General features: G+C 61.5%; 19 protein-coding genes and 1 tRNA gene. 8 read left to right on the top strand and 12 right to left on the bottom strand.

Features of this window, described 5'->3' with window-relative positions; all coding sequences use genetic code 11:
• Nucleotides 1-76 precede the first annotated feature (76 nt).
• Nucleotides 77-1,228 carry a DUF2336 domain-containing protein gene (locus tag ACK8OE_RS01430; RefSeq protein ID WP_410271091.1) on the top strand — a complete coding sequence of 384 codons (1,152 nt, stop codon included), beginning with the start codon at nucleotides 77-79 and terminating at the stop codon, nucleotides 1,226-1,228.
• 148 nt (nucleotides 1,229-1,376) lie between these two features.
• Here ACK8OE_RS01430 and ACK8OE_RS01425 read toward each other — a convergent pair whose 3' ends face one another.
• The 5 genes from ACK8OE_RS01425 to ACK8OE_RS01405 all read right to left on the bottom strand — a co-directional run bounded on the left by ACK8OE_RS01425 (nucleotide 1,377) and on the right by ACK8OE_RS01405 (nucleotide 5,505).
• Nucleotides 1,377-2,081 carry an ABC-type transport auxiliary lipoprotein family protein gene (locus ACK8OE_RS01425; protein WP_410271090.1) on the bottom strand — a complete coding sequence of 235 codons (705 nt, stop codon included), beginning with the start codon at nucleotides 2,079-2,081 and terminating at the stop codon, nucleotides 1,377-1,379.
• Nucleotides 2,081-3,043, bottom strand: coding sequence for an MlaD family protein (locus ACK8OE_RS01420; protein ID WP_290798048.1), 963 nt, complete (start codon nucleotides 3,041-3,043; stop codon nucleotides 2,081-2,083). The genes ACK8OE_RS01425 and ACK8OE_RS01420 overlap by 1 nt, the downstream gene beginning before the upstream one ends.
• Before the next feature lie 71 nt (nucleotides 3,044-3,114).
• Nucleotides 3,115-3,921, bottom strand: a complete 807-nt coding sequence (locus ACK8OE_RS01415) for an ABC transporter ATP-binding protein (RefSeq protein ID WP_410271089.1) — start codon at nucleotides 3,919-3,921, stop codon at nucleotides 3,115-3,117.
• Nucleotides 3,921-5,054, bottom strand: coding sequence for an MlaE family ABC transporter permease (locus ACK8OE_RS01410; protein ID WP_410271088.1), 1,134 nt, complete (start codon nucleotides 5,052-5,054; stop codon nucleotides 3,921-3,923). The genes ACK8OE_RS01415 and ACK8OE_RS01410 overlap by 1 nt, the downstream gene beginning before the upstream one ends.
• Before the next feature lie 202 nt (nucleotides 5,055-5,256).
• A complete protein-coding gene (locus ACK8OE_RS01405) occupies nucleotides 5,257-5,505 on the bottom strand; it encodes a DUF3253 domain-containing protein (RefSeq protein WP_410271087.1) in 249 nt (82 codons plus the stop codon).
• A 43-nt stretch (nucleotides 5,506-5,548) separates the two neighbouring features.
• On the opposite strand from ACK8OE_RS01405, the gene ACK8OE_RS01400 reads away from it, so the two are divergent.
• Nucleotides 5,549-5,995, top strand: a complete 447-nt coding sequence (locus ACK8OE_RS01400; RefSeq protein WP_410271086.1) for a PaaI family thioesterase — start codon at nucleotides 5,549-5,551, stop codon at nucleotides 5,993-5,995.
• A 154-nt stretch (nucleotides 5,996-6,149) separates the two neighbouring features.
• On the opposite strand, the gene ACK8OE_RS01395 is transcribed toward ACK8OE_RS01400, so the two are convergent.
• The 5 genes from ACK8OE_RS01395 to ACK8OE_RS01375 form a co-directional block, all read right to left on the bottom strand.
• Complete coding sequence (locus tag ACK8OE_RS01395; protein ID WP_410271085.1) at nucleotides 6,150-6,794, bottom strand: 3-oxoacid CoA-transferase subunit B; 645 nt, start codon at nucleotides 6,792-6,794, stop codon at nucleotides 6,150-6,152.
• Nucleotides 6,795-6,796: 2 nt separating this feature from the next.
• Nucleotides 6,797-7,504 carry a CoA transferase subunit A gene (locus ACK8OE_RS01390; RefSeq protein ID WP_410271084.1) on the bottom strand — a complete coding sequence of 236 codons (708 nt, stop codon included), beginning with the start codon at nucleotides 7,502-7,504 and terminating at the stop codon, nucleotides 6,797-6,799.
• Between the two features lie 85 nt (nucleotides 7,505-7,589).
• Nucleotides 7,590-8,819: an NAD(P)/FAD-dependent oxidoreductase gene (locus tag ACK8OE_RS01385; RefSeq protein WP_410271083.1), complete on the bottom strand. Its 1,230-nt coding sequence runs from the start codon at nucleotides 8,817-8,819 to the stop codon at nucleotides 7,590-7,592.
• A 3-nt stretch (nucleotides 8,820-8,822) separates the two neighbouring features.
• Nucleotides 8,823-9,728, bottom strand: coding sequence for a bifunctional methylenetetrahydrofolate dehydrogenase/methenyltetrahydrofolate cyclohydrolase FolD (folD, locus tag ACK8OE_RS01380; RefSeq protein ID WP_410271082.1), 906 nt, complete (start codon nucleotides 9,726-9,728; stop codon nucleotides 8,823-8,825).
• A gap of 34 nt (nucleotides 9,729-9,762) precedes the next feature.
• Nucleotides 9,763-10,578 (bottom strand): N-formylglutamate amidohydrolase, encoded by an 816-nt coding sequence (locus ACK8OE_RS01375; protein WP_126420689.1) that lies wholly within the window; start codon nucleotides 10,576-10,578, stop codon nucleotides 9,763-9,765.
• A 129-nt stretch (nucleotides 10,579-10,707) separates the two neighbouring features.
• Between ACK8OE_RS01375 and ACK8OE_RS01370 the strand changes: the two genes are divergently transcribed.
• Nucleotides 10,708-12,552 (top strand): monovalent cation:proton antiporter-2 (CPA2) family protein, encoded by a 1,845-nt coding sequence (locus ACK8OE_RS01370; protein WP_410271081.1) that lies wholly within the window; start codon nucleotides 10,708-10,710, stop codon nucleotides 12,550-12,552.
• 290 nt (nucleotides 12,553-12,842) lie between these two features.
• Here ACK8OE_RS01370 and ACK8OE_RS01365 read toward each other — a convergent pair.
• A tRNA-Val gene (locus tag ACK8OE_RS01365) sits at nucleotides 12,843-12,917 on the bottom strand.
• A gap of 55 nt (nucleotides 12,918-12,972) precedes the next feature.
• On the bottom strand, nucleotides 12,973-13,659 hold the full coding sequence (locus ACK8OE_RS01360) for an HAD-IA family hydrolase (RefSeq protein ID WP_410271080.1): 687 nt from the start codon (nucleotides 13,657-13,659) through the stop codon (nucleotides 12,973-12,975).
• 91 nt (nucleotides 13,660-13,750) lie between these two features.
• On the opposite strand from ACK8OE_RS01360, the gene glmU reads away from it, so the two are divergent.
• The 5 genes from glmU to ACK8OE_RS01335 all read left to right on the top strand — a co-directional run bounded on the left by glmU (nucleotide 13,751) and on the right by ACK8OE_RS01335 (nucleotide 20,211).
• Nucleotides 13,751-15,115, top strand: coding sequence for a bifunctional UDP-N-acetylglucosamine diphosphorylase/glucosamine-1-phosphate N-acetyltransferase GlmU (glmU, locus tag ACK8OE_RS01355; RefSeq protein WP_410271079.1), 1,365 nt, complete (start codon nucleotides 13,751-13,753; stop codon nucleotides 15,113-15,115).
• A 3-nt stretch (nucleotides 15,116-15,118) separates the two neighbouring features.
• Nucleotides 15,119-15,811 carry a ribose-5-phosphate isomerase RpiA gene (gene rpiA / locus ACK8OE_RS01350; protein ID WP_410271078.1) on the top strand — a complete coding sequence of 231 codons (693 nt, stop codon included), beginning with the start codon at nucleotides 15,119-15,121 and terminating at the stop codon, nucleotides 15,809-15,811.
• Between the two features lie 11 nt (nucleotides 15,812-15,822).
• Nucleotides 15,823-17,199, top strand: coding sequence for a glutathione-disulfide reductase (gene gor / locus ACK8OE_RS01345; protein WP_410271077.1), 1,377 nt, complete (start codon nucleotides 15,823-15,825; stop codon nucleotides 17,197-17,199).
• Nucleotides 17,200-17,442: 243 nt separating this feature from the next.
• Complete coding sequence (locus tag ACK8OE_RS01340; RefSeq protein ID WP_410271076.1) at nucleotides 17,443-18,723, top strand: O-antigen ligase family protein; 1,281 nt, start codon at nucleotides 17,443-17,445, stop codon at nucleotides 18,721-18,723.
• A gap of 114 nt (nucleotides 18,724-18,837) precedes the next feature.
• Nucleotides 18,838-20,211: a class II 3-deoxy-7-phosphoheptulonate synthase gene (locus ACK8OE_RS01335; RefSeq protein WP_290798709.1), complete on the top strand. Its 1,374-nt coding sequence runs from the start codon at nucleotides 18,838-18,840 to the stop codon at nucleotides 20,209-20,211.
• Nucleotides 20,212-20,345 lie beyond the last annotated feature (134 nt).

Below are 20,345 nucleotides of genomic sequence, written 5' to 3'. Positions count from 1 at the left end.
GTTAAGAGGCGGGGCGGACAATTCAGGAGCGTACCGTCTCGACTCGTCCGGTACGAGATGATCAGGACCTCCTCCCATGACCGCTTCGCGTAGCCTGCTTTCCGAAACGGACGTCGCCCGTCTGGTCAGAAGTGACAATGCCGATGATCGCGCTGTCGCCACCCATAAGGTGTGCCGCCTGATGGAACGCAGCGAACTGAGCGAAGTCGAGCGCGCCGCCGCGCAAGAAATCATCCGTCTGCTGGCTGATGACGCTGCCGAACTTGTGCGCAAGTCGCTGGCGGTCACCTTGCGCACCTCCAGCCTGCTGCCGCACGATGTCGCCTTGCGCCTGTCGCGCGACGTGCAGGCGGTCGCCGTGCCGGTGCTGAGCTATTCGCCGGTGTTTACCGACGAAGATCTGGCCGACATCATCCGCTCCGGCGGGCCTGTGCGTCAGATGGCCGTGGCACGCCGCGAAATCCTGTCGGAAACCGTGACAACGGCCCTGGCCGAACACGGCGTCGAAGAGGCGGTCGTGATTGCCTGCGCCAATAATCAGGCCGTGTTCAGCAGCGCCGGCATGGACGCGGTGCTAGAACGCTTTGGCGAGTCCGAAATTGTACAGAACACGTTGATCAATCGTCAGCACCTGCCGGTCTCGGTGACCGAAAAGCTGATCCATATGGTCAGCCAGTCGCTGAAAGAACAACTGGTGTCACGTCACGCCATCCAGCCGGAAACGGCGGTGCAGATCACCGAGGCGACGCAGGAGCGCGCCACGCTGGACGTCGCCGATCAGACAGGGGCCAGCCGTGATCCGGCGGCTCTGGCGCGCCACCTTGTCATCGCCGGACGCATGACGCCGTCCCTGATGCTGCGGGCGCTGGCCCGCGGGCATATGGCCTTCTTTGAACACGCTCTGGCGGAATTATCGGGCGTACCGCACGATCGCTGCTGGCTCATGGTGCATGATGCCGGGGCTTTGGGGCTGCGCGCCATCTATGACCGGGCGGGCCTGCCGGCGCGCATGTTCCAGACCTTCCGCATTGCGGTTGACACCTATCATTCGCTGGCCAGCGAAAATGCCGATCCTGACGTGCTGCGCTTTCAGGCGCGCATGATCGAACGCTTTTTGACTCAGGTGCCGTTCGCCCCACGCGAGGACCTGATCTACCTCTATGAGCGTCTGGACCGCGATGCGCGTGGTCGCCGCCGGGGTGGCAAATCAACCCTTCAGGCGGCGTGAGGAACGCCAAAAGAAAAAGCCCGGTCGCGAGCGATATGTCGAAAAGTGTGAGCGGTTTTTCGGCAAAAATATCGCGACAAAACAAAAATTTAGAGCGGGATGACGCTTCGATTTGAAATCATCTCGCTCTAATGAACGGGCTTTTCTGTTACTGGGTCGGCGCTGTTGCCGGTGGCGGAGGCGTCGTGGCCTCTTTGGCTTTGGCCTCGCTGACCGCCGTTTCCGTGAAAGCAATCACCTCCACCGTCACGCGCGAGGCGGCGCTCTCAAACCCTTCGATCATCGGCCCCAGACTGCCCTTGCGCACAGCGATCTCTGAGGAGATGAACTTCTCTGCCATCACCTGGCGGTCTTTTAACCGTACCAGACGCGCATCCAATGCCACGATAACCGTTGGCCGGCGCTTGGCATAGGCCGCCTCAAAGCGACGTACATTGATGTCGAGCCGGTATTCGCCAGACACACGGCCCTGATCACCAAGGCGAACCTCAGGGCTGGCCTGCCGCGCAAAGCCTTCGGACATCAGGTCACGGAACTGCCCCTGCGCCGTGCTGGCCCAGCGGCCGCCGGAGACGTAGGACACCTCATTGCCTTCGGTCGTCACGATGCGGTCCCCGGCGGCGGCGCGCGGAAAGCCGTCGAAATTGAGGAAGACATCGACCGGTTTGGCGTCGGGCGAGGCGGGCGGGGCCTTGACCTCGCCTTTTTCCAGCAGGGCCGGGTTGAAGCGAATGCTGTAGAGCTGCACCGCCTTCACTTCGGGCAGCAGGGTAATGCAACCGCTGAGGCCGGTGGCCAGACCGGCGGTCAGCAGGCCGAGGCTCAAAGAGCGACGTGTGGCGCGCGTCATCATTACGGATTGACCTTTCTCTCTTTGGCCTTGGGCTTGCCGATCAGGCCCTGCGGGCTGGCGCGAACCTCTTCAACGAGGTCTTCGACGGAGCGGGTGGCCTGATTGAGGTTACGCAGGCTGTCCGACAGGGCGGGCAGGGTGGTCTCGGACACTTCGTTGATCGGCCCCTGTGCCGCCTTCGACAGGTTGGCGACTTCGGTGGCGGCATCGGCCAGCTTGGCCGCCGCATCGTCGATGCGGTTCATGGTCTGCGGCACGCGATCCTTGACCAGCACATCGGCCGAATTGGCCAGCTTGGACAGGTTTTCAGCGGCGATGCCGGCCTGCACAATGGCCTCATGCGCGTCATCCAGCAGTTGCTTACGCTGTTTGAGATCTTCGGTGACTTCCCCAATGTCACTGGTGATGTCTTCGATATTTTTCATCGTCTTGGCAAAGGCGTTGAGGTTATCATCTGACATCAGGCGATTGATACGGTTGAGCGACTCATAGGCGCTTTCGATAACGCCGCCTGACCCGGCCAGCAGCTTGTCCAGACGGCTTTCGGTGGCGCGAATAACCGGGTTGCGGGCGCCGATACCGGGCTCACGCTTGAGCAGTGCCGCTTCCTTGGAGCCCGGAGAAATCTGGATGTAGTTGAGGCCGGTGACGCCCAGCGGCTCCAGCACGGCGGTGGAATCGACGCGCACGGGCGTGGAGGAATCGACGCGTACAGTGGCAATGACCTGAGCCGTATTGGCCTTGCCCAGCCGTAGCTCCTTGACCTCACCGACCTTGATGCCGTTGAAATGCACTTCGCCGCCCTCGGTCAGGCCGTTGACCGAAGAGTTGAACACGACGTCGTATTCCGAGTAGGTTTCGTTGAAACTGCCCTGAATCAGCCAGAAGGCAAAGACAAAGGCAGCCGCGGTGAGCACCAGGGTGATCAGTCCGACAACCGCGTAATGGGCCTGTCTTTCCATTTACTCTCCTCTCGTCACGGCGCGTTTGCCGCTCAGGGTCGTCGTGCAGGCGTGGACATCAACTCGGCAGGTCATGAGGCGTCTCCCGTCCCCCGGCTTTGCGAAGACCGGCCACGCGGGCCGTTGAAATACTCATGAATCCACGGGTGGTCGGATTGTTCCAGCACTTTCGGCGGGGCCTGTGCTACCACGCGCTTGTCGGCCAGCACCGCCACTTCATCGCAGATGGCGTACAGGCTGTCGAGATCGTGGGTGATCATGAAGACGGTCAGGTTCAGACTGTCCGACAGTTCGCGGATCAGCGCGTCGAACGCCGCCGCCCCGATGGGGTCGAGGCCAGCGGTCGGCTCATCGAGGAACAGAAGCTCCGGATCGAGCACCAGTGCACGCGCCAGTGCCGTGCGCTTGATCATGCCCCCCGACAGTTCCGAGGGCCGCTTGTCAGCGGCATCGAGCGGCAAGCCCGCCAGAGCCATCTTCATCAGGCCGATCTCGCGCATCTGTGCGGGTTTCAGCTTCGCGTATTCGGTCAGGGGCACGCAGACATTTTCGATGACGCTGAGCGCTGAAAACAGCGCCCCGCTCTGGAACAACACGCCAAAGCGCGACTGCATCAGGCGCAACTGTTTCTCGTGAAGCCGGGTAATGTCCTTGCCGAACAGATGGATCGCCCCCTTGGACGGCTTTTGCAGCCCAAGGATCGAGTTGAGCAGCACCGTCTTACCGGTGCCGGAGCCGCCAACCACACCCATGACCTTGCCCCGTTCGACCGTCAGGTCGAGGTTGTCGTGCACGACGTGCGGGCCGAACTGGTTGCGCAGCCCCTCAATAACGATGGGGTGCGCGGGGGCGGAAACGGGTGCAGGGGCTTCGGTCATCAGAAGTCAAACCCGTTGAACATCATGGCGACGATGGCGTCGATGAGGATGATGGTGAAAATGGTCTGCACCACGGCGCGCGTCACCTGTCGGCCCAGCGAGATAACATCTTCAGTGACATTCATGCCCAGCCGGCAGCCGATAATGGTGATAGCAATGGCAAACAGCGGTACCTTGATCATTCCGACAAAGAAGTTCACGAACGGCACGTACTCGGTCATGCGGATTGAGAAGAAGTGCGGCCCATAGCCCAGTTGCGCCCACACCACAACGAAACCGCCCAGAAGACCGGCCATGGAGCCCGCGAAGGTGACCAGCGGCATGGTGATGACCAGGGCGGCAAGGCGCGGGAAGATCAGGGCGTCAAACGGGTTGATGCCCATGACGCGCATGGCGCTGATTTCCTGATTCATCTTCATGGCGCCGATTTCGGCGGTGAAGGACGAGGCCGAACGCCCGGCGATCAGCACAGCCGCGATGACCGGGCCAAATTCGCGCAGGACCGAAATGCCGATCAGTTCGACGGCAAAGACGGCGGCCCCGAACTGCTGAAGCTGTAGGATGCCCAGAAACGCGATCACCGCACCCACAAAGAAGTTGGTGACGCAAACCACCATCAGCGACCCGAAACCCGCCTGCTGCATCTGGGCCACCAGCGGCGTCCAGCGGATGCGCCCCGGTGTGACGAGAGACAGGAAGGCGGTGACGACCAGATGCCCGATAAAGACATTCAGATCGCGCAGATCCTTAAACACGTCCTCGGTGCTGCGCCCCAGTCGCGCCAGCTCGGCGATGATGGGATTGGCTTTTTGCTGAGCTGTCTTTTTCTGCGCCTCAACCACCTTGGGCTGAATGTCGCGGATCAGTTCATAAACGGCGCTCAGGCGCAGATCGTGCGCAAACAGGGCGTCATCACCGTGTTCACCCAGAGCGGTACGCAGGGCATAGGCCCCGGCCGTATCAAAGCCGCTCAGATCATCGGTGTCGATGCGGACCGCTGAGGCCGACTTGAGGGCGGACTTCAGCCGTTCGCCGGCGTCGCGCAGGCCAATGGCGGTCCAGTCACCTGTCAGGCTGACGACCCTTGCCTCCCCTCCCGGCGGCGTCTCAATTTTAAAATCAGCCTTCGACATCAAACCTGAGGGTAAAAGCAAAACGCGTTATGCGCCACTCTTCAATCAATAGCGGATATAACGCCGAAAAGATAAGGTTCCGGAAATAAGGAGACAATAGGCGCCGGATTTATTCGACGCACAGGCAGTTAAGCCACATCTTACCACAGGCAGAGCGTCGGTCGCAGCGAAATGCGTGGGGGACTGTGGGCAGGAGCGGGGGTTAGGCCGCGCCCGCCAGTCGGATACGCCAGATGCCGCGGATACCGTCGAATTCGACCACCTTGCCCTTGCGCACCACCTCGATGCGCCCGGCTTCGACCAGTTGCCCGATGGCGGCGCGCACCTGCGGCAACTGGCGCCGCCAGTTTTCAGCGTTTATGGTTTTGGCGACTTGATTAGGACTCAGGGTTTCCTTATTTCCCAACTCGGTCAGGAGTTCGATAATCAGCTCTTCCACCGGGTTCGCCATGACGGGCCTAACTTTTTTGTGCGTGTTTAAACGAGGTATGCAAATGGCCGATCAGCCCAAACCCCTTCAGGTCGAGGACGGCGATTTCAAAGGGTGGTTCCTTTCGCCCTTCCATGACGACTATGTCAACCATATCGGGCCGTTTTATTATCTGCCCGGCGCAGACGGCAGGATGCAGGTGGCGCTGAAGGTCGAACAGAGACACCTCAATGGCGGCGGTATCATGCACGGCGGCTGCCTGCTGTCGCTGGCCGATACGGCGCTGTACGTGTTTGCGCTGGACAATCTGCAAACGTCGGGCGGCGTGACCATGCAACTGGATGCGCAATTCCTCAGCCCCGGCAATCTGGGCGACATCGTGATTGCCACCGGTGAGATCACCCGTGCCGGTCAATCGACCATCTTCGGGCGGGGTCAGATCAAGGTGGGCGACCGCATGGTCATGACCTTTTCCGGCGTCATCAAGCGCGCCAGCAAGTCGGGCGCCTAAGGATTTTGGCCACGAACAACACAAAAAGACACGAAAGCGACATTCACACTTCGGCGCGACGCGCTCAGCGTATCTCTGGGCGGTTCAATAATGGCCCTTCGGGCAAGATCAATACCGCGGCGTTTCGTGCTTTTCGTGGCTAATCTTCCAGCCCTTAGCGCAGCGCGACCTCATAGGTGGCCTGTGTCTGGGCGGCGATGTCGTCGAGTGTGACATCGGGGGCCAGTTCGACCAGCACGAGGCCTGAGCCGTCGGGCTTCACCTCAAAAACGCCCAGCGTCGAGATAATCAGATCGACCACACCCGCCCCGGTCAGCGGCAGGTCGCAGCGTTTCAGTACCTTGGACTCGCCGTGCTTGTTGGCGTGTTCCATAACCACCACCACCTTCTGCACCCCGGCGACGAGGTCCATCGCCCCACCCATGCCCTTGACCAGCTTGCCCGGTATCATCCAGTTGGCGATGTCGCCGTTTTCGCCGACCTCCATCGCCCCCAATATGGTCAGGTCGATATGGCCGCCGCGGATCATGGCGAACGAGTCCGACGACGAGAAATAGCTCGTTTCGGGCAGTTCGGTGATGGTCTGCTTGCCCGCATTGATCAGGTCGGGATCGACCTCGTCCTCATAGGGGAAGGGGCCCATGCCCAGCATACCGTTTTCCGACTGAAAGGTGACGGTCATGCCCTGCGGGATGTGGTTGGCCACCAGTGTCGGGATACCGATCCCCAGATTGACGTAGAAACCGTCCTGAAGTTCCTTGGCGGCGCGGGCCGCAAGATCATCACGTGTCCAGGGCATGATCAGGCTCCTTCTCTCTGACGCACGGTGCGCTGTTCGATGCGTTTCTCGAACGTGCCCTTGATCAGGCGATCGACATAGACGCCGGGCGTGTGGATGGTGTCGGGATCGAGCGAGCCGACCGGCACGATCTCCTCGACCTCGGCCACGCAGACCTTGCCGGCGGTGGCCATCATCGGGTTGAAATTGCGCGCCGTCTTGCGGAAGATCAGATTGCCGCGCTCATCGGCCTTCCACGCCTTGACGATGGAAAGGTCGGCGACCAGCCCCGTCTCAAGAACGTAGGTCTTGCCGTTGAAGTCTTTCAACTCCTTGCCCTCGGCGACCAGCGTGCCGACGCCGGTGGCGGTGTAGAAGCCCGGAATCCCGGCTCCGCCGGCGCGGATGCGTTCGGCCAGGGTGCCCTGCGGATTGAACTCCAGCTCCAGCTCGCCCGCCAGATACTGCCGCTCGAACTCCTTGTTTTCGCCGACATAGGACGAGATCATCTTTTTGATCTGACGGGTGTTGAGGAGCATCCCCAGCCCGAAGCCATCGACCCCGGCATTGTTGGAAATGGCGGTAATGCCGGTCACGCCTGAGTCGCGCAGGGCGGCGATCAGGTTTTCCGGGATGCCGCACAGGCCAAAGCCCCCGGCCATCACCGTCATCCCGTCAAACGTCAGCCCCTCCAGCGCACTCTTCGCGTCCGCATATATCTTCGACGGCATCGGTCTCTCCCGTTCGCGTATCTGATGAAGGCTAGACCGAAACCCTACCCCCTGTCATGCGTAAATTGCCGCAATGCAGCAGGTTTTAGCGGGTGGTCTGCAAATAGGGTTTTAGCGAGGCGTCGGCATCGGAGATGACGTTATCTTCCACTGCTACAGCCTTATGAATCAATTGCTTGCCCGCCATAAAATCCGCCGGACGATTGACGCTTTCGACGCAGATGACCTGCTGGCTATCGTTCAGGTGAAAGACGCTGAATGCACCCGTCATGGGATCACCGCGCGTGATCAGTTTGACACCGGGGCGCGTCAGGCCCGCGATCTGGAGCTTGTAGTCGTACTGATCGGACCAGAACCACGGCACTTCGGGCGGCGGGGCCTTGAAGCCGGTGATGGCGGCCGCCGCCTGCTTGGCCTGTTCCAGCGCGCTCGGCACGCTTTCCAGCCGATAGCGGCCCTCGTACCACGGTTTGACCTCGCGCGAGGTCACGTCGCCAATGGCAAACACATTCGCGGCCGAGGTACGGGCTTCGGGATCTACGACGATACCATTCGCGCACACGATCCCGGAAGCCTGCGCCAGATCATCGGCGGGCAGGGCGCCTATGCCCACCAGCAGCACATCGAATTCATGCACCGCGCCGTCGGCCATGTGCACGCGGCGCAGATCACCGTCGGCACTGACGCGCACCACTTCGGCCCCGGTGATCAGGTTGACGCCGTTATCGCGGTGGATGCGCGTAAAGGCCTCCGACAGAACGGGCGAGGCGACGCGCGCCAGAATGCGGCTTTCGCGCTCAAACACCGTCACCGCGCTGCCCAGCTTGCGCGCGGAGGCGGCGACTTCCAGCCCCACATAGCCCGCGCCGATCAGGCCGATGCGCTGCCCGGCCCTCAGGTGCGGCTTGAGCCATTCGGCATCGGCAATGGTGCGCAGCAGATGATAAGGCGTACCCTCGGCACCGGGACAGCCGAAGGGCCGCGCCTTTGAGCCAGTGGCGATGATCAGGTGCTCATAGCCGATGGGTTCGCCATCAATGGTGACGGTCTTGCCTGCCGTATCAATGGCTTCGACGCGGCGCTCCAGCCAGACGGCGATATTCGCTTCGTCATAGAAGTCCTGCGGCCGCAGATAAAGGTCGTCGCCCGACGCCTCGCCCTTCAGCCAGGCCTTCGACAGGGGCGGGCGCTGATAGGGCAGGTGCGGTTCGTCCCCGATCAGGGTGATCGGACCTTCGTAGCCGTACTGGCGCAGGAAGGCCGCCGCCGATCCGCCGGCGTGGCCTGCCCCGATGATGACGACGCCCGCGCTCATGATTTACAGGTCGCCGGGGACGGGCAGTCCGTGCTGTACGCAGGCCGCTTGCAGGGTGTTGTTGAGCAGGCAGGCAATGGTCATCGGACCAACGCCCTTGGGCACCGGCGTGATGGCCGTGGCGCGCGGCAGGGCGGCATCGAAATCGACATCGCCGACGATCTTGCTTTTGCCCTCGACCTCGATGCGGTTGATGCCGACGTCGATCACATAGGCCCCGTCCTTCACCCAGTCGCCCTGAATGAATTTCGGACGCCCGACCGCGGCGACCAGCACATCAGCGGTGCGGCACAGCTCTGGCAGATTGGTGGTGCGCGAATGGGCGATCGTCACGGTGCAGTTTTCATTGAGCAGAAGCTGCGCCATCGGCTTGCCCACGATGTTGGAGCGCCCGACGATCACGGCATTGAGGCCCGACAGATTGCCGTCACCGTGCGTTTTCAGCGCGTCCTTCAGCAGCATCAGCGAGCCCAGCGGCGTGCAGGGGACAATGGCGTCAAGGCCCACCGCCAGACGCCCGGCATTCTGCACATGGAAGCCATCGACATCCTTCAGCGGATCAATGGCGTCGATGACCTTTAGTGACGACATGTGCGCCGGCAGGGGCAGTTGCACCAGTATGCCGTTGACGCCGGTATCGGCATTTAGTTCGCCGATCAGTTTCAGCAGATCGGCCTCGGTGGTGTCCGCTGGCAGGACGATGGTGCGGCTTTCCATGCCGACGGCCTTCGTCGTCTCGCCTTTGTTCTTGACATAGATCTGGCTAGCCGGGTCTTCGCCGACGATCACCACCACCAGACAGGGCGTCAGGCCGTGTTCGGTCTTAAGCGTCGCCACGCGCCCGGCGATGCGTTCGCGCAGACCCTTGGCGTAGCCGAAGCCGTCGATAATATTGCCGCGCGCGCTCATGAGGCTCTCCGGAGAAGCTTGGAAATTTGGCGGCTCACTTGGCCTGTTTCGCCGCCGAAATCAAGGTCTCCAGCAACGGTTTCAGCGTTTGCGACAAAGGCCGGGCGCGTTGCGGGTCGAAACGGGTGGGGTCGTTCATGTCGAGATAGCAGCTTTGCACGATCTCGATTTGCAGGGCGTAGATGTGGTCTTCGGGGCGGCCGTGACCGCGCGTGGTGAAGCCGCCCTTGAAACGCCCGTCGAGCACGCTGGTCCAGTCGGTCGTGCGCTGCATCCAGCCTCGCAGAGCCTTGATCACCACGGGTGGCAGGGTGCGCCCGCTATCGGAGCCGAAGCTGAGATCGGGAAGCGCACCGTCAAACAGCAGCGGGATGGACGGGCGGATCGAATGGGCGTCGATCAGCAGCGCAAACCCGTGGCGCTGGCGCGTCGCCTCCAGCACCTCTTCCAGTCGGGCGTGATAGGGGAACCAGTACTGAAAACGCCGCTGTTCGGTCTCGGCAAGGCTTGGTTCCTGCCCTTCGAGATAGATGGGGTTGCGGTCGAAATCGCTCAACGGGCACAGGCCGGTTTCAAACATCCCCGGATAGAGGGGCGAAGAGTGCGGATCGCGGTTGAGATCGACCACATAGCGCGAATGGGTGGCAAACAGGGTCGTCGCCTCAAGCTCTGCCGCAAAATCGTACAGGCGATGGACGTGGAAGTCCGTCTCCATCACCGATAAACCCACCGGATTGAGCCGGGCCGCGATGTCCGGCGGCAGATATGTCCCGACATGCGGCGCAGCAATAACCAGCGGTCCGCCGCGTTCGGTCAGGGTGAAGAGGTCCGGAGACGAAAGGTCACTCATGATCACAGTTGAGACGACCGGCGACAGACTGTCAACCGCAGCGGTCTTACGAAGGCTTTTTGCCAGTCAAGCTATTGTGAAAGCCCCCCGAACGCCCCTATCTTCTGACGACGATTGCGGAGACGGCGCGTGGATACGGGATTACTGCTGAATGTGTTTGTGTTTCTGGCGGCGGCCTGTCTGGTCGTGCCGCTGGCGGCGCGATTCAAGCTGGGGGCGGTGCTGGGCTATCTCATCGCCGGTATCCTGATCGGGCCGTCAGGTCTGGGCTTTATCGACCGCGTTACCTCGACTATGCACTTTGCCGAATTCGGCGTGGTGATGATGATGTTCCTTATCGGCCTTGAGCTGGAACCCGCGCTCTTGTGGCGGCTGCGGCGCACCATTGTCGGCATGGGCGGGCTTCAGGTCGTTTTATCGTCTCTGGCCCTAATGGGGGCGATTCTGGTGCTCGGCAAGTTCGGCCTCAATCTGAGCTGGCAGACGGCGCTGGCCATCGGCATGGCGCTATCCATGTCGTCCACGGCGCTGGTGCTTCAGATGCTGGAAGAAAAACACCTGATGCAGACCCAGGTCGGTGAAACCACCTTCTCCGTCCTGCTGTTTCAGGACATTGCTGTCATCCCCATCCTGATCATCATCCCGCTGCTGGCGGTAGGGGGCGGGCAGGCCCCGGCGGCGCATGGGGCCAGTCTGGTGGAAAACCTGCCGGTGTGGGCGCAGGCGCTGGCGGGCCTGTCCACCATCGCCATGGTCATTGCCGGCGGGCAGCTTCTGTCGCGCTACTTCCTGCCGCGTATCGCGCGCACCAATCTGCGCGAAGTGTTTACGGCCACCTCTCTGGCGCTGGTCGTCGGGGTGACGCTGCTGATGCAGCTGGTCGGCGTATCCCCGGCACTGGGGGCGTTCCTGGGCGGCGTCGTTCTGGCCAATTCCCCCTATAAGACGACGATTGAAACCGACATTCAGCCGTTCAAGGGGCTGTTGCTCGGCCTGTTTTTCATCTCGGTCGGCATGGGTATGGACGTCGATCGTCTGCTGACTCAGCCGGTGCAGCTTATGCTGGCGGTCGTAGGGCTGATGGCCATTAAGGGCTTGATTCTATACGCTCTGGCGCGGCGGTTCGGCATGGACAATATCGCCGGGTCGGGGCTGGCCCTGTCTCTGGCGCAGGGCGGGGAGTTCGCCTTCGTGCTGTTTCAGTTGTCGGGGCAGTTGGGCCTGCTGACGCCCGATCTGCGGCGTTTCCTGACGCTGGTGGTGGCTATCTCCATCGGCATCACCCCGATCTGCCTTGAGCTGTTTACGCGCTATGTCGTGCCGCGCTTTCTGTCGCTCCTGCCTGAACGCGCGCCGGACGCCATCGAAGAACGCAACAGCGTCATCATCGCCGGGTTCGGCCGCTTCGGTCAGATCATCGGGCGTTTCCTGCGCTCGCAGGGGGTGACCGTGACCATTCTGGAGAACAATCCGGACCAGATCGAGCTTCTGCAACGCTTTGGTATCAATCGGGCCTATTTCGGTGACGCGACGCGGTTGGATGTGCTACGCAGCGCCGGTGCCGATCAGGCGCGGATGCTGATTGTGGCCATCGACGATGCCGAAGGCGCGGTGAAGATCGTGCAACTGGCCAAGGAAAACTTCCCGCATCTCAAGGTGTTCGCGCGGGCGCGCAACCGCCGCCACGCCTATGAACTGGACCGGGCGGGGGTGGACTACTACCACCGCGAAACGCTGGACTCGTCGATGGCGGTAGCGCGCGAAGCCCTGATCAGCATGGGCGCGCCCAAGGCTCAGGTCGAACGCCGCGCACAGGCCTTCCTGCAGCACGACATCGTAACGCTGCGAAAATCCTTCGCGTTCTTCGATTCCGAGCCTGATCTGGTCAACTTCACGCGCCTGAGCCAGAAGGAACTGGAGCGCATCCTAACCGACGACGAGTCCGACAGCGCCGAAGCGACCAAGACGGCTTAGGTTGAGCAAACCAAACGACAAATCACAGCGCCCTGCCATAAGCGGGGTGAGAGTGGAGCGAAGCGACTAGCGAGAATTTTTTGATGATCTAACGCTTCGCTTTTTGAGATCGGGCGGGAGCGCAGCCTGCGCGGCGCCCGTCTTGAACAAGATGCGGTGAAGCCTTTGAGCGCAAATAAAACCACAGCGCCCAAGCGGGCGCCGGCGATCGTTCGCCGCCCTAACGGAGCGGCGAGCCAATAGCGCGCCCGATCAGGGCGTGCGGCGAGCATGAGCGTGAGTGGAGAGAATGGTGGACGCGACAGGGATTGAACCTGTGACCCTTCGCGTGTGAAGCGAATGCTCTCCCGCTGAGCTACGCGTCCATCCAAAGCAGGGAGCGCGCTCATTAGTCGCTGCGCGCCGCCCTGACAAGAGCTTTTATCGCAGGATAGAGGCGATGGCTGTGGGCAGTTCGTCGAAATGGTCGATCAGGGCGGCCGGTGACATCGCCTCCATCGGCGTGTCGCAATAGCCAAAGCTGACCAGCACACAGGGGACGCCCGCGTTTTGCGCCGTCAGATAGTCGGTTTCGGAATCGCCGATCAGCAGCATTTTTTCCAGCGGCAGGCCGAGATCGTCGGCGCAGGCCTTCAGGTGACCGGCATCGGGTTTTTTGACCGGCACGCTATCCGCCCCGCGCACCGAGCCGAAACGCCCGATCAGACCGAGTTTCGTCAGCAGCAGTTCCGACAGGGCCGTCGGCTTGTTGGTACAGACGGCCAGCTTCGCACCGGCAGCGCTCAGTTGATCCAGAGCGGCCTCAAGTCCCGCGAAGGCGTGGCTTTCCTGATCAATGCGGCCGCGATAGAGGTCGAGAAAGCGCCCGACCATGGGCAGTTCGGCCTCTTCGCTGAGCGGGACATTGGCTGCCGCAAAGCCGCGTTGGATCAGCGATCGCGCCCCGCGCCCGACCAGACTGCGCGCCGCTTCGTAAGGGAAGGGCGGCACGTCGTATTCGGCCAGAATGGCGTTCAGCGTGCCGATAATGTCCGGTGCGGTTTCCACCAGCGTGCCATCGAGATCGAAGGCGATACCGTATCCGCTGAGGTCGGGAAGGGTCGTCATGGGCAAAATCGCTCCGGCGGGTGTTTTTCACGTTCAATTCGCCGGTGCTTTGGTCTAAATCGGGCCAAACGGCAACAGGTGAATCACGACAATGAGCCAAAACCGCAAACGCGCCGCCATCATTCTGGCGGCTGGGCAGGGCACGCGCATGAAATCGCCGCTGCCCAAGGTGCTGCACCGGGTGGCCGGTCGGGCCATGATGGACCTGGCGATCGACGCGGCCGAAGGGCTGAACTGTGAGCGCATCATCGTCGTGGTCGGGGCGCATTCGCCGCAGGTCGGCGACAGCGCGCGTCAGCGTCTGGGGGCCGACAGCGTGGTGGTGCAGGACCCGCCGCTGGGGACCGGTCATGCGGTGCTGGCGGCCAGGGCGGCGCTCAGCGATTTCGATGGTCAGGTCGTGGTCTCCTATGCCGATTGCCCGCTGATCGACACGCAGACGCTCAAGACCGTGTTCGATCTGGCTGAAAGCGCCGATCTGGCGGTGCTGGGTTTTGAGGCCGCCGATCCGGGGGCCTATGGCCGTCTGGTCATCGAAGGAACGGACGACCTCAGCGCCATTGTCGAGGCCAAGGAAGCGACGGCAGAACAACTGGCTATCCGCGCCTGCAATTCCGGCGTGCTGGCGGCGGATCGCGCCACTCTGTTCGCCCTGCTGGACGAAGTGCGTAACGACAATGCCAAGGGCGAATATTACCTGACCGACGTGGTGGGCATCGCCAAGGGACGCGGGCTGAAACCCAAGGTCTGTTTCGTAGCCGAAGAAGACGTCACGGGCGTCAATTCTCAGGTCGAACTGGCGGCGGCCGAAGCCATCTGGCAATCACGCCGCCGCAAGGCCCTGATGCTGAACGGCGTGACCATGCCCGCGCCGGAGACCGTTTTCCTGTCGTGGGATACGCACATCGCGCCGGGCGTGGTGGTCGAACCCAATGTCGTCTTCGCCGAAGGGGTGAGCGTTGCCTCAGGGGCGGTGATCCGCGCCTTTTCGCACCTTGAGGGGGCCAGCGTCGCCGAAGGGGCGCTGATCGGTCCCTATGCCCGCCTGCGTCCGGGGGCCGATATCGGCAAGGACGTGCACATCGGCAATTTCGTCGAGGTGAAGAACGTCAGGATCGGTGAGGGGGCCAAGGCCAATCACCTCAGCTATCTGGGCGATGGCGAGGTGGGCGCGAAGGCGAATATCGGTGCGGGCACCATCTTCTGTAACTATGATGGCTATTTCAAACATCGCACGGTGATCGGCGAAGGGGCCTTTGTCGGCTCTAACGCCTCGCTGGTCGCGCCGGTGACGGTGGGGGCCGGGGCCATCACCGGGTCGGGTTCGGTGATTACGGAGGATGTGCCCGCTGACGCACTGGCCTTCGAGCGTTCGCGCCAGACCGAAAAGGCCGGATGGGCCAGGGCCTTCCGTGAACGCAAGGCGGCGGAAAAAGCCGCCCAAAAGAAAGGTTAAGTCATGTCCGCCGATACGCAGAAACAGGCCGCCGGGCTGGCCGCCATTGACCATATCGAAAACGGCATGAAGGTCGGGCTTGGGACCGGCTCCACGGCCGCCTGGTTCGTCAAGGCCGTGGCCGACGCCGTGCAGGGCGGGCTGAAGCTGACGCTCGTTTCCACCTCGAACCAGACGACGCATCTGGCGCAGTCTCTGGGGCTGGAAATCAGGGATATCAACGATGTGGGCAAGCTGGATGTCTGCGTCGATGGCGCCGATGAAATCGGGGCCGGACTGGCCTTGATCAAGGGCGGCGGCGGCGCGCTTTTGCGGGAAAAGCTGATCTGGGAAATGGCCGACCGCTGTATCGTTATCGCCGATGCGGCTAAACACGTAGCCACGCTGGGGGCCTTTGCCCTGCCGATTGAAGTCGAACCCTTTGCCTATAAGGGCACGATCAACCGCATCTGCGACGTGCTTAGCGAGTTTGACATCGCCAAATTGCCGGTTTTACGGAAAAAAGGCGGTGAGCCCTTTGTGACCGACGGCGGCAATCTTATCTTTGACGTGCCGTGCGGGGCGATCCCTGATCCTTCCGGACTGGCCAGCGCGCTGAAAGCCACCACGGGGGTCGTCGACCACGGCCTGTTCCTCGATCTGGCTGACATTGCGCTGATCGGCACCGATAGCGGCGTCGATATCCTCCATCCTTAAGAAAGCGCGACATGTCCACATTCGACTATGATCTTTTTGTGCTGGGGGCCGGCTCCGGCGGGGTGCGTGCGGCGCGGCTGAGCGCACAACTGGGCCTTAAGGTCGGCGTGGCCGAAGGCGACAAGCCGGGCGGCACCTGCGTGGTGCGCGGCTGCGTCCCCAAAAAGTTCATGGTCTATGCCTCCGAAGTGCCGGAGCAGGTGGCCTATGCGCGCGGCTTCGGCTGGGAGGCGCAGACGGGCCGCTTTGACTGGACCAAGTTCCGCAATGCCAATCTGGCTGAGGTGTCGCGCCTGTCCGACATCTATGCCGCCAATCTGGTCAAAGCCGGGGCGGACCTGATCCCCGCCTGGGCGAAGCTCACCGGGCCGCATACGGTGCATCTGACGCCGACTAATGGCGACACGCCCTATGAGGTGACCGCCAAAACCATCTTGATCGCCGTCGGGGGGCAGCCCTTCGTGCCGGAAGAGGTCGAAGGGCATGAACTGGCCATCACCTCCAACGACATGTTCCTTCTGGATAAGCTGCCGAAATCCATCGCTATTGTTGGCGGCGGCTATATCGCGGTGGAATTTGCGGGCGTCATGAACGGCTGGGGTAGCGATACGCACATACTCTATCGCGGTGATCAGATTCTGCGCGCCTTCGATCAGGAGGTGCGTGAGCACCTGACGCAGGAGATCGGCAAGAAGGGCATCAAGGTCATGTGCCACGCCGACCCCAAAAAACTGGAAAAAACCGATAAGGGCATCAGGATTACCCTGACCGATGACACCGAACTGACGGTCGATAAGGTGCTCTATGCCACCGGCCGCCGCCCGCATACGGACGGGCTGGGCCTGACCGAGGTCGGGGTTGAGCTGGACCGCGATGGCGCGGTGGTGGTCGATGCCTATTCGCGTACTGCGGTTGAGCATATCTTTGCCGTGGGCGACGTTACCAATCGCTGCAACCTGACGCCCGTCGCCATCCGCGAGGCCGTGGCCTTTGTCGAGACGGCGTTCAAAGACAATCCGACGGCCTATGACTACGCCAATATCCCCACGGCGGTGTTTTCGCAGCCGCAGATCGGCACGGTGGGCCTCACCGAACAGGACGCCGTGGCGCGCGGTATCCGCGTCGATATCTATACGGCGCGCTTCAAGCCGATGAAGACGGCCTTTGTGGCGGGCGAAAGCCGCACCCTGATGAAGCTGATCGTCGATCACAAGACCGATATGGTGCTGGGCGCGCACATGGTGGGGCCGGACTCGGCGGAAATCATCCAGATGGCCGGTATCGCCGTGAAGGCGGGCCTGACCAAGGCCCAGTGGGACGCCACCTGCGCCGTCCACCCGACGGCAGCGGAAGAGTTCGTCACGCTCCGGGACAAGCGGATGGCGTAAGCTTGGCTCTAGATCATTATGATTTCTGGTGGAAACATAATGATCTAGATTTTTGTTTAGTCCCTCGCCGGGCGGTGGCTTCGCCACCTTGGCCGCCGCCTCAATGGCGGCTTGAGCGGAATGATTCTATTGGAAATCATTCCGCCCTAAGCTTGGGGATAAATATTGCGGCGCAGCAATTTTTGTCTTATTCCTGCACCAATTCGGACCTATGAGCGGGGCGTTCGCGAAAAGATTGTTCACATGACCCCGACCAAAGCTTCAATATTGCCGTTGCCCTCCTACACGGGTGTGATCATGGGGATCACGCTCGTCTTTCTGGCGTTCTTTACCTATGCCGGACCGCTGGGCTATGCGCTGACGGCGACCTTTGGCGGGCTGCTGCTACTGGGGTACTGGCGCTATGCAGGTCGTTTTGGCTGGATTGGCGTGGTACTGCTGGTCCTGTTGCTGTGGCTGGTGTCGCGTTCGACCCTGCTTTACGATCTCAATAGCGGGGCTGATTTCAGCCAGTACAAGACCTGGGAAGATCAGGAATGGCTGAAGATCATGCTTCAGCCCCTGTGGTACGGCGCTTTGATTTTGGCAGCCTGGGCTATGAAGCCCAAAACGGCGTCCGGCCTGATGAACGTGATGCTGTACGCCTATATCGGCCTGTGCGGCCTGATCATTGTCGATGCCCTGTCGGGTGCGCGCCTCTATCAGGCCGTGTCGGCTGCGCTCTATAAACCTATTCGCCCCGACCTCGCCATGGTCAAGGTGTCGCTCGCCACCTATGCCTTTGTGCTACTTTACTGGCCACTCATGCTGGCCGGAGAGCACCGGTTGCGTGTGGTTAAACTCGTTGCGCTCGCCGCCTGTATTATCGCGCCGCTGGTGACCGGGGGGAGTGCGCCGCTGATGGCCTTGATCATATCCGGAGCCGTGTTCTGGATTGTGCGCCGTTTTCCGGTCATCGCTGGCATAGGTATCTACAAGGTCATGGCCGTATTGGTCGGCTTGAAAATCCTGTTCACCCCCCTGATCATCGACCTTATCCGGCGTCTGGACTGGGGGGACAATGTGCGTCAGTTTCTACCCGCCTCATGGGATGCGCGCCTCGATATCTGGGAGTATGCGGCGCAGAAGATCCTGCAGAAGCCGTTTCTGGGCTGGGGCTTCGACGCCAGTCGCCATTTCGGCAAATCTATCCCGTTGCATCCGCACAATATGTCGATACAGGTCGGGCTGGAACTGGGGTATATCGGCCTGTTCCTGCTGGCAGCGGTGTGGGTTTTGCTGGTTCTGCGCATCGGGCGCGGGGCCCCGGAAGTGCCGTCCGCAGGCTTTGCTGAGTTACGCGAACTGTCCAAAGCCGAGGCCTCCCTACAAACCGATCCGCGGCCCTATGCGCTGGCGACGCTTTCGGCAGTATTTGTCATTGCGCAGCTCAGCTTCGGCATCTGGCAGGAATGGTGGCTGGCCCTGATGGCGCTCGTAACAGCCATCTATCTGATGGCGCGTACCGCCTCACAAAAGGTCTGAAAAACAGGGTGTAGTTGCGGAATATACTATAAATTACTGTGTTCTCAGCGGTTTTGGCAGATTTCGACGATTGTGGATATTGAGTTTGCTTCGCCCTCCGCTTAAATAGCGGCCATGAACAAGTCCTGGTCTCCCCATAGCTGGCGCGCGCGCCCCGCGCTCCACATTCCTGACGATTACCCCGATGCGGCGGCGTTACGTGCCGCTGAGGCCGAAATCGCCACGCTGCCGCCGCTGGTTTTTGCCGGTGAAGCCCGTCGCCTGACCTCTGCGCTGGGTAAGGTCGCCAATGGCGAAGCCTTCCTGTTGCAGGGCGGCGACTGCGCCGAAAGCTTCAAGGAGTTTTCGGCCGACAATATCCGCGACACCTTCCGCCTGATCCTTCAGATGGCCGTGGTGCTGACCTTTGCCGGCGGCAAGCCGGTGGTCAAGCTGGGCCGCATCGCCGGTCAGTTCGGCAAGCCGCGCTCCTCGCCGGTGGAAACCATCGGCGATGTGACCCTGCCAAGCTATCGCGGCGACAATATCAACGGCATGGAATTCACGCCCGAAGCGCGCATTCCGGACCCGCAGCGTCTGGTCAAGGCCTACCATCAGTCGTCCTCGACCCTGAACCTGCTGCGCGCCTTCGCCAATGGCGGCTATGCGGACCTCTACAACATCCACAAGTGGACGCTGGGCTTCGTGTCCGGTTCGCCGCAGGGTGAGCGTTACCGTGAACTGGCCGAAAAGATTTCCGAGACGCTGAATTTCATGTCGGCCATCGGCATCACTTCGGACAAAGCGCAGGAAATCCGTCAGGTCGATTTCTTCACCTCGCACGAAGCGCTGCTGCTCAATTACGAGCAGGCCCTGACGCGCGTCGATTCGACCTCCGGCGACTGGTACGACACCTCGGCCCACTTCCTGTGGATCGGTGAGCGCACCCGTCAGCTCGATGGGGCGCATGTCCACTTCATGCAGGGGATCAAGAACCCCATCGGCGTCAAGTGTGGCCCGACGCTGGAACCCGACGATCTGAAGCGTCTGATCGACGCGCTGAATCCGGAAGGTATTCCGGGCCGCCTGACCCTGATCGGCCGCTTTGGTTCGGACAAGGTGGCTGAGCGCTTGCCGCGTCTGATGAAGGCGTCGCGCGAACACGGCGTGCCGGTGGTGTGGTCGATCGACCCCATGCACGGCAATGTCGTCAAGGCGGCCAATGGCTACAAGACGCGCCCCTTCGACCGCATCCTGTCGGAAGTGCGTTCCTTCATCGACATTGCGGCGTCGGAAAACGTCCATCCGGGTGGCCTGCACCTTGAGATGACCGGTCAGAACGTCACCGAATGTCTGGGCGGCGCGCACGCCCTGAGTGAGGACGAACTGAGCCACCGCTACCACACGCATTGTGACCCGCGCCTCAATGCCGATCAGGCGCTGGAACTGAGCTTCCTCGTGGCCGAGCGTCTGCAAGGCCTGAAAGACAAGGTGACCAAAGCGGCTTGAGCCTGCTCACAGCGCTTGGTTTGGAAAAGGGTCGCTTCGGCGGCCCTTTTTTTGTTTGCAACCCTGCCCTTTAATAACTTGGTTACCATAGCGACAAATAGTCGCAGTCAGACTTTCCCGTTTGTCTGAGGCGT

The sequence above is a fragment of the Asticcacaulis sp. W401b genome (assembly GCF_046503825.1).
Classification (GTDB): domain Bacteria; phylum Pseudomonadota; class Alphaproteobacteria; order Caulobacterales; family Caulobacteraceae; genus Asticcacaulis.
This window is presented reverse-complemented; position numbering and strand designations above follow the sequence as displayed.

Excerpts from the sequence above, each read along its gene's own strand:
- ACK8OE_RS01430 (WP_410271091.1), top strand. The coding sequence starts at position 77 with ATGACCGCTTCGCGTAGCCTGCTTTCCGAAACGGACGTCGCCCGTCTG.
- ACK8OE_RS01425 (WP_410271090.1), bottom strand. The coding sequence starts at position 2,081 with ATGATGACGCGCGCCACACGTCGCTCTTTGAGCCTCGGCCTGCTGACC.
- ACK8OE_RS01420 (WP_290798048.1), bottom strand. The coding sequence starts at position 3,043 with ATGGAAAGACAGGCCCATTACGCGGTTGTCGGACTGATCACCCTGGTG.
- ACK8OE_RS01415 (WP_410271089.1), bottom strand. The coding sequence starts at position 3,921 with ATGACCGAAGCCCCTGCACCCGTTTCCGCCCCCGCGCACCCCATCGTT.
- ACK8OE_RS01410 (WP_410271088.1), bottom strand. The coding sequence starts at position 5,054 with ATGTCGAAGGCTGATTTTAAAATTGAGACGCCGCCGGGAGGGGAGGCA.
- ACK8OE_RS01405 (WP_410271087.1), bottom strand. The coding sequence starts at position 5,505 with ATGGCGAACCCGGTGGAAGAGCTGATTATCGAACTCCTGACCGAGTTG.
- ACK8OE_RS01400 (WP_410271086.1), top strand. The coding sequence starts at position 5,549 with ATGGCCGATCAGCCCAAACCCCTTCAGGTCGAGGACGGCGATTTCAAA.
- ACK8OE_RS01395 (WP_410271085.1), bottom strand. The coding sequence starts at position 6,794 with ATGCCCTGGACACGTGATGATCTTGCGGCCCGCGCCGCCAAGGAACTT.
- ACK8OE_RS01390 (WP_410271084.1), bottom strand. The coding sequence starts at position 7,504 with ATGCCGTCGAAGATATATGCGGACGCGAAGAGTGCGCTGGAGGGGCTG.
- ACK8OE_RS01385 (WP_410271083.1), bottom strand. The coding sequence starts at position 8,819 with ATGAGCGCGGGCGTCGTCATCATCGGGGCAGGCCACGCCGGCGGATCG.
- folD (WP_410271082.1), bottom strand. The coding sequence starts at position 9,728 with ATGAGCGCGCGCGGCAATATTATCGACGGCTTCGGCTACGCCAAGGGT.
- ACK8OE_RS01375 (WP_126420689.1), bottom strand. The coding sequence starts at position 10,578 with ATGAGTGACCTTTCGTCTCCGGACCTCTTCACCCTGACCGAACGCGGC.
- ACK8OE_RS01360 (WP_410271080.1), bottom strand. The coding sequence starts at position 13,659 with ATGACGACCCTTCCCGACCTCAGCGGATACGGTATCGCCTTCGATCTC.
- glmU (WP_410271079.1), top strand. The coding sequence starts at position 13,751 with ATGAGCCAAAACCGCAAACGCGCCGCCATCATTCTGGCGGCTGGGCAG.
- rpiA (WP_410271078.1), top strand. The coding sequence starts at position 15,119 with ATGTCCGCCGATACGCAGAAACAGGCCGCCGGGCTGGCCGCCATTGAC.
- gor (WP_410271077.1), top strand. The coding sequence starts at position 15,823 with ATGTCCACATTCGACTATGATCTTTTTGTGCTGGGGGCCGGCTCCGGC.
- ACK8OE_RS01340 (WP_410271076.1), top strand. The coding sequence starts at position 17,443 with ATGACCCCGACCAAAGCTTCAATATTGCCGTTGCCCTCCTACACGGGT.
- ACK8OE_RS01335 (WP_290798709.1), top strand. The coding sequence starts at position 18,838 with ATGAACAAGTCCTGGTCTCCCCATAGCTGGCGCGCGCGCCCCGCGCTC.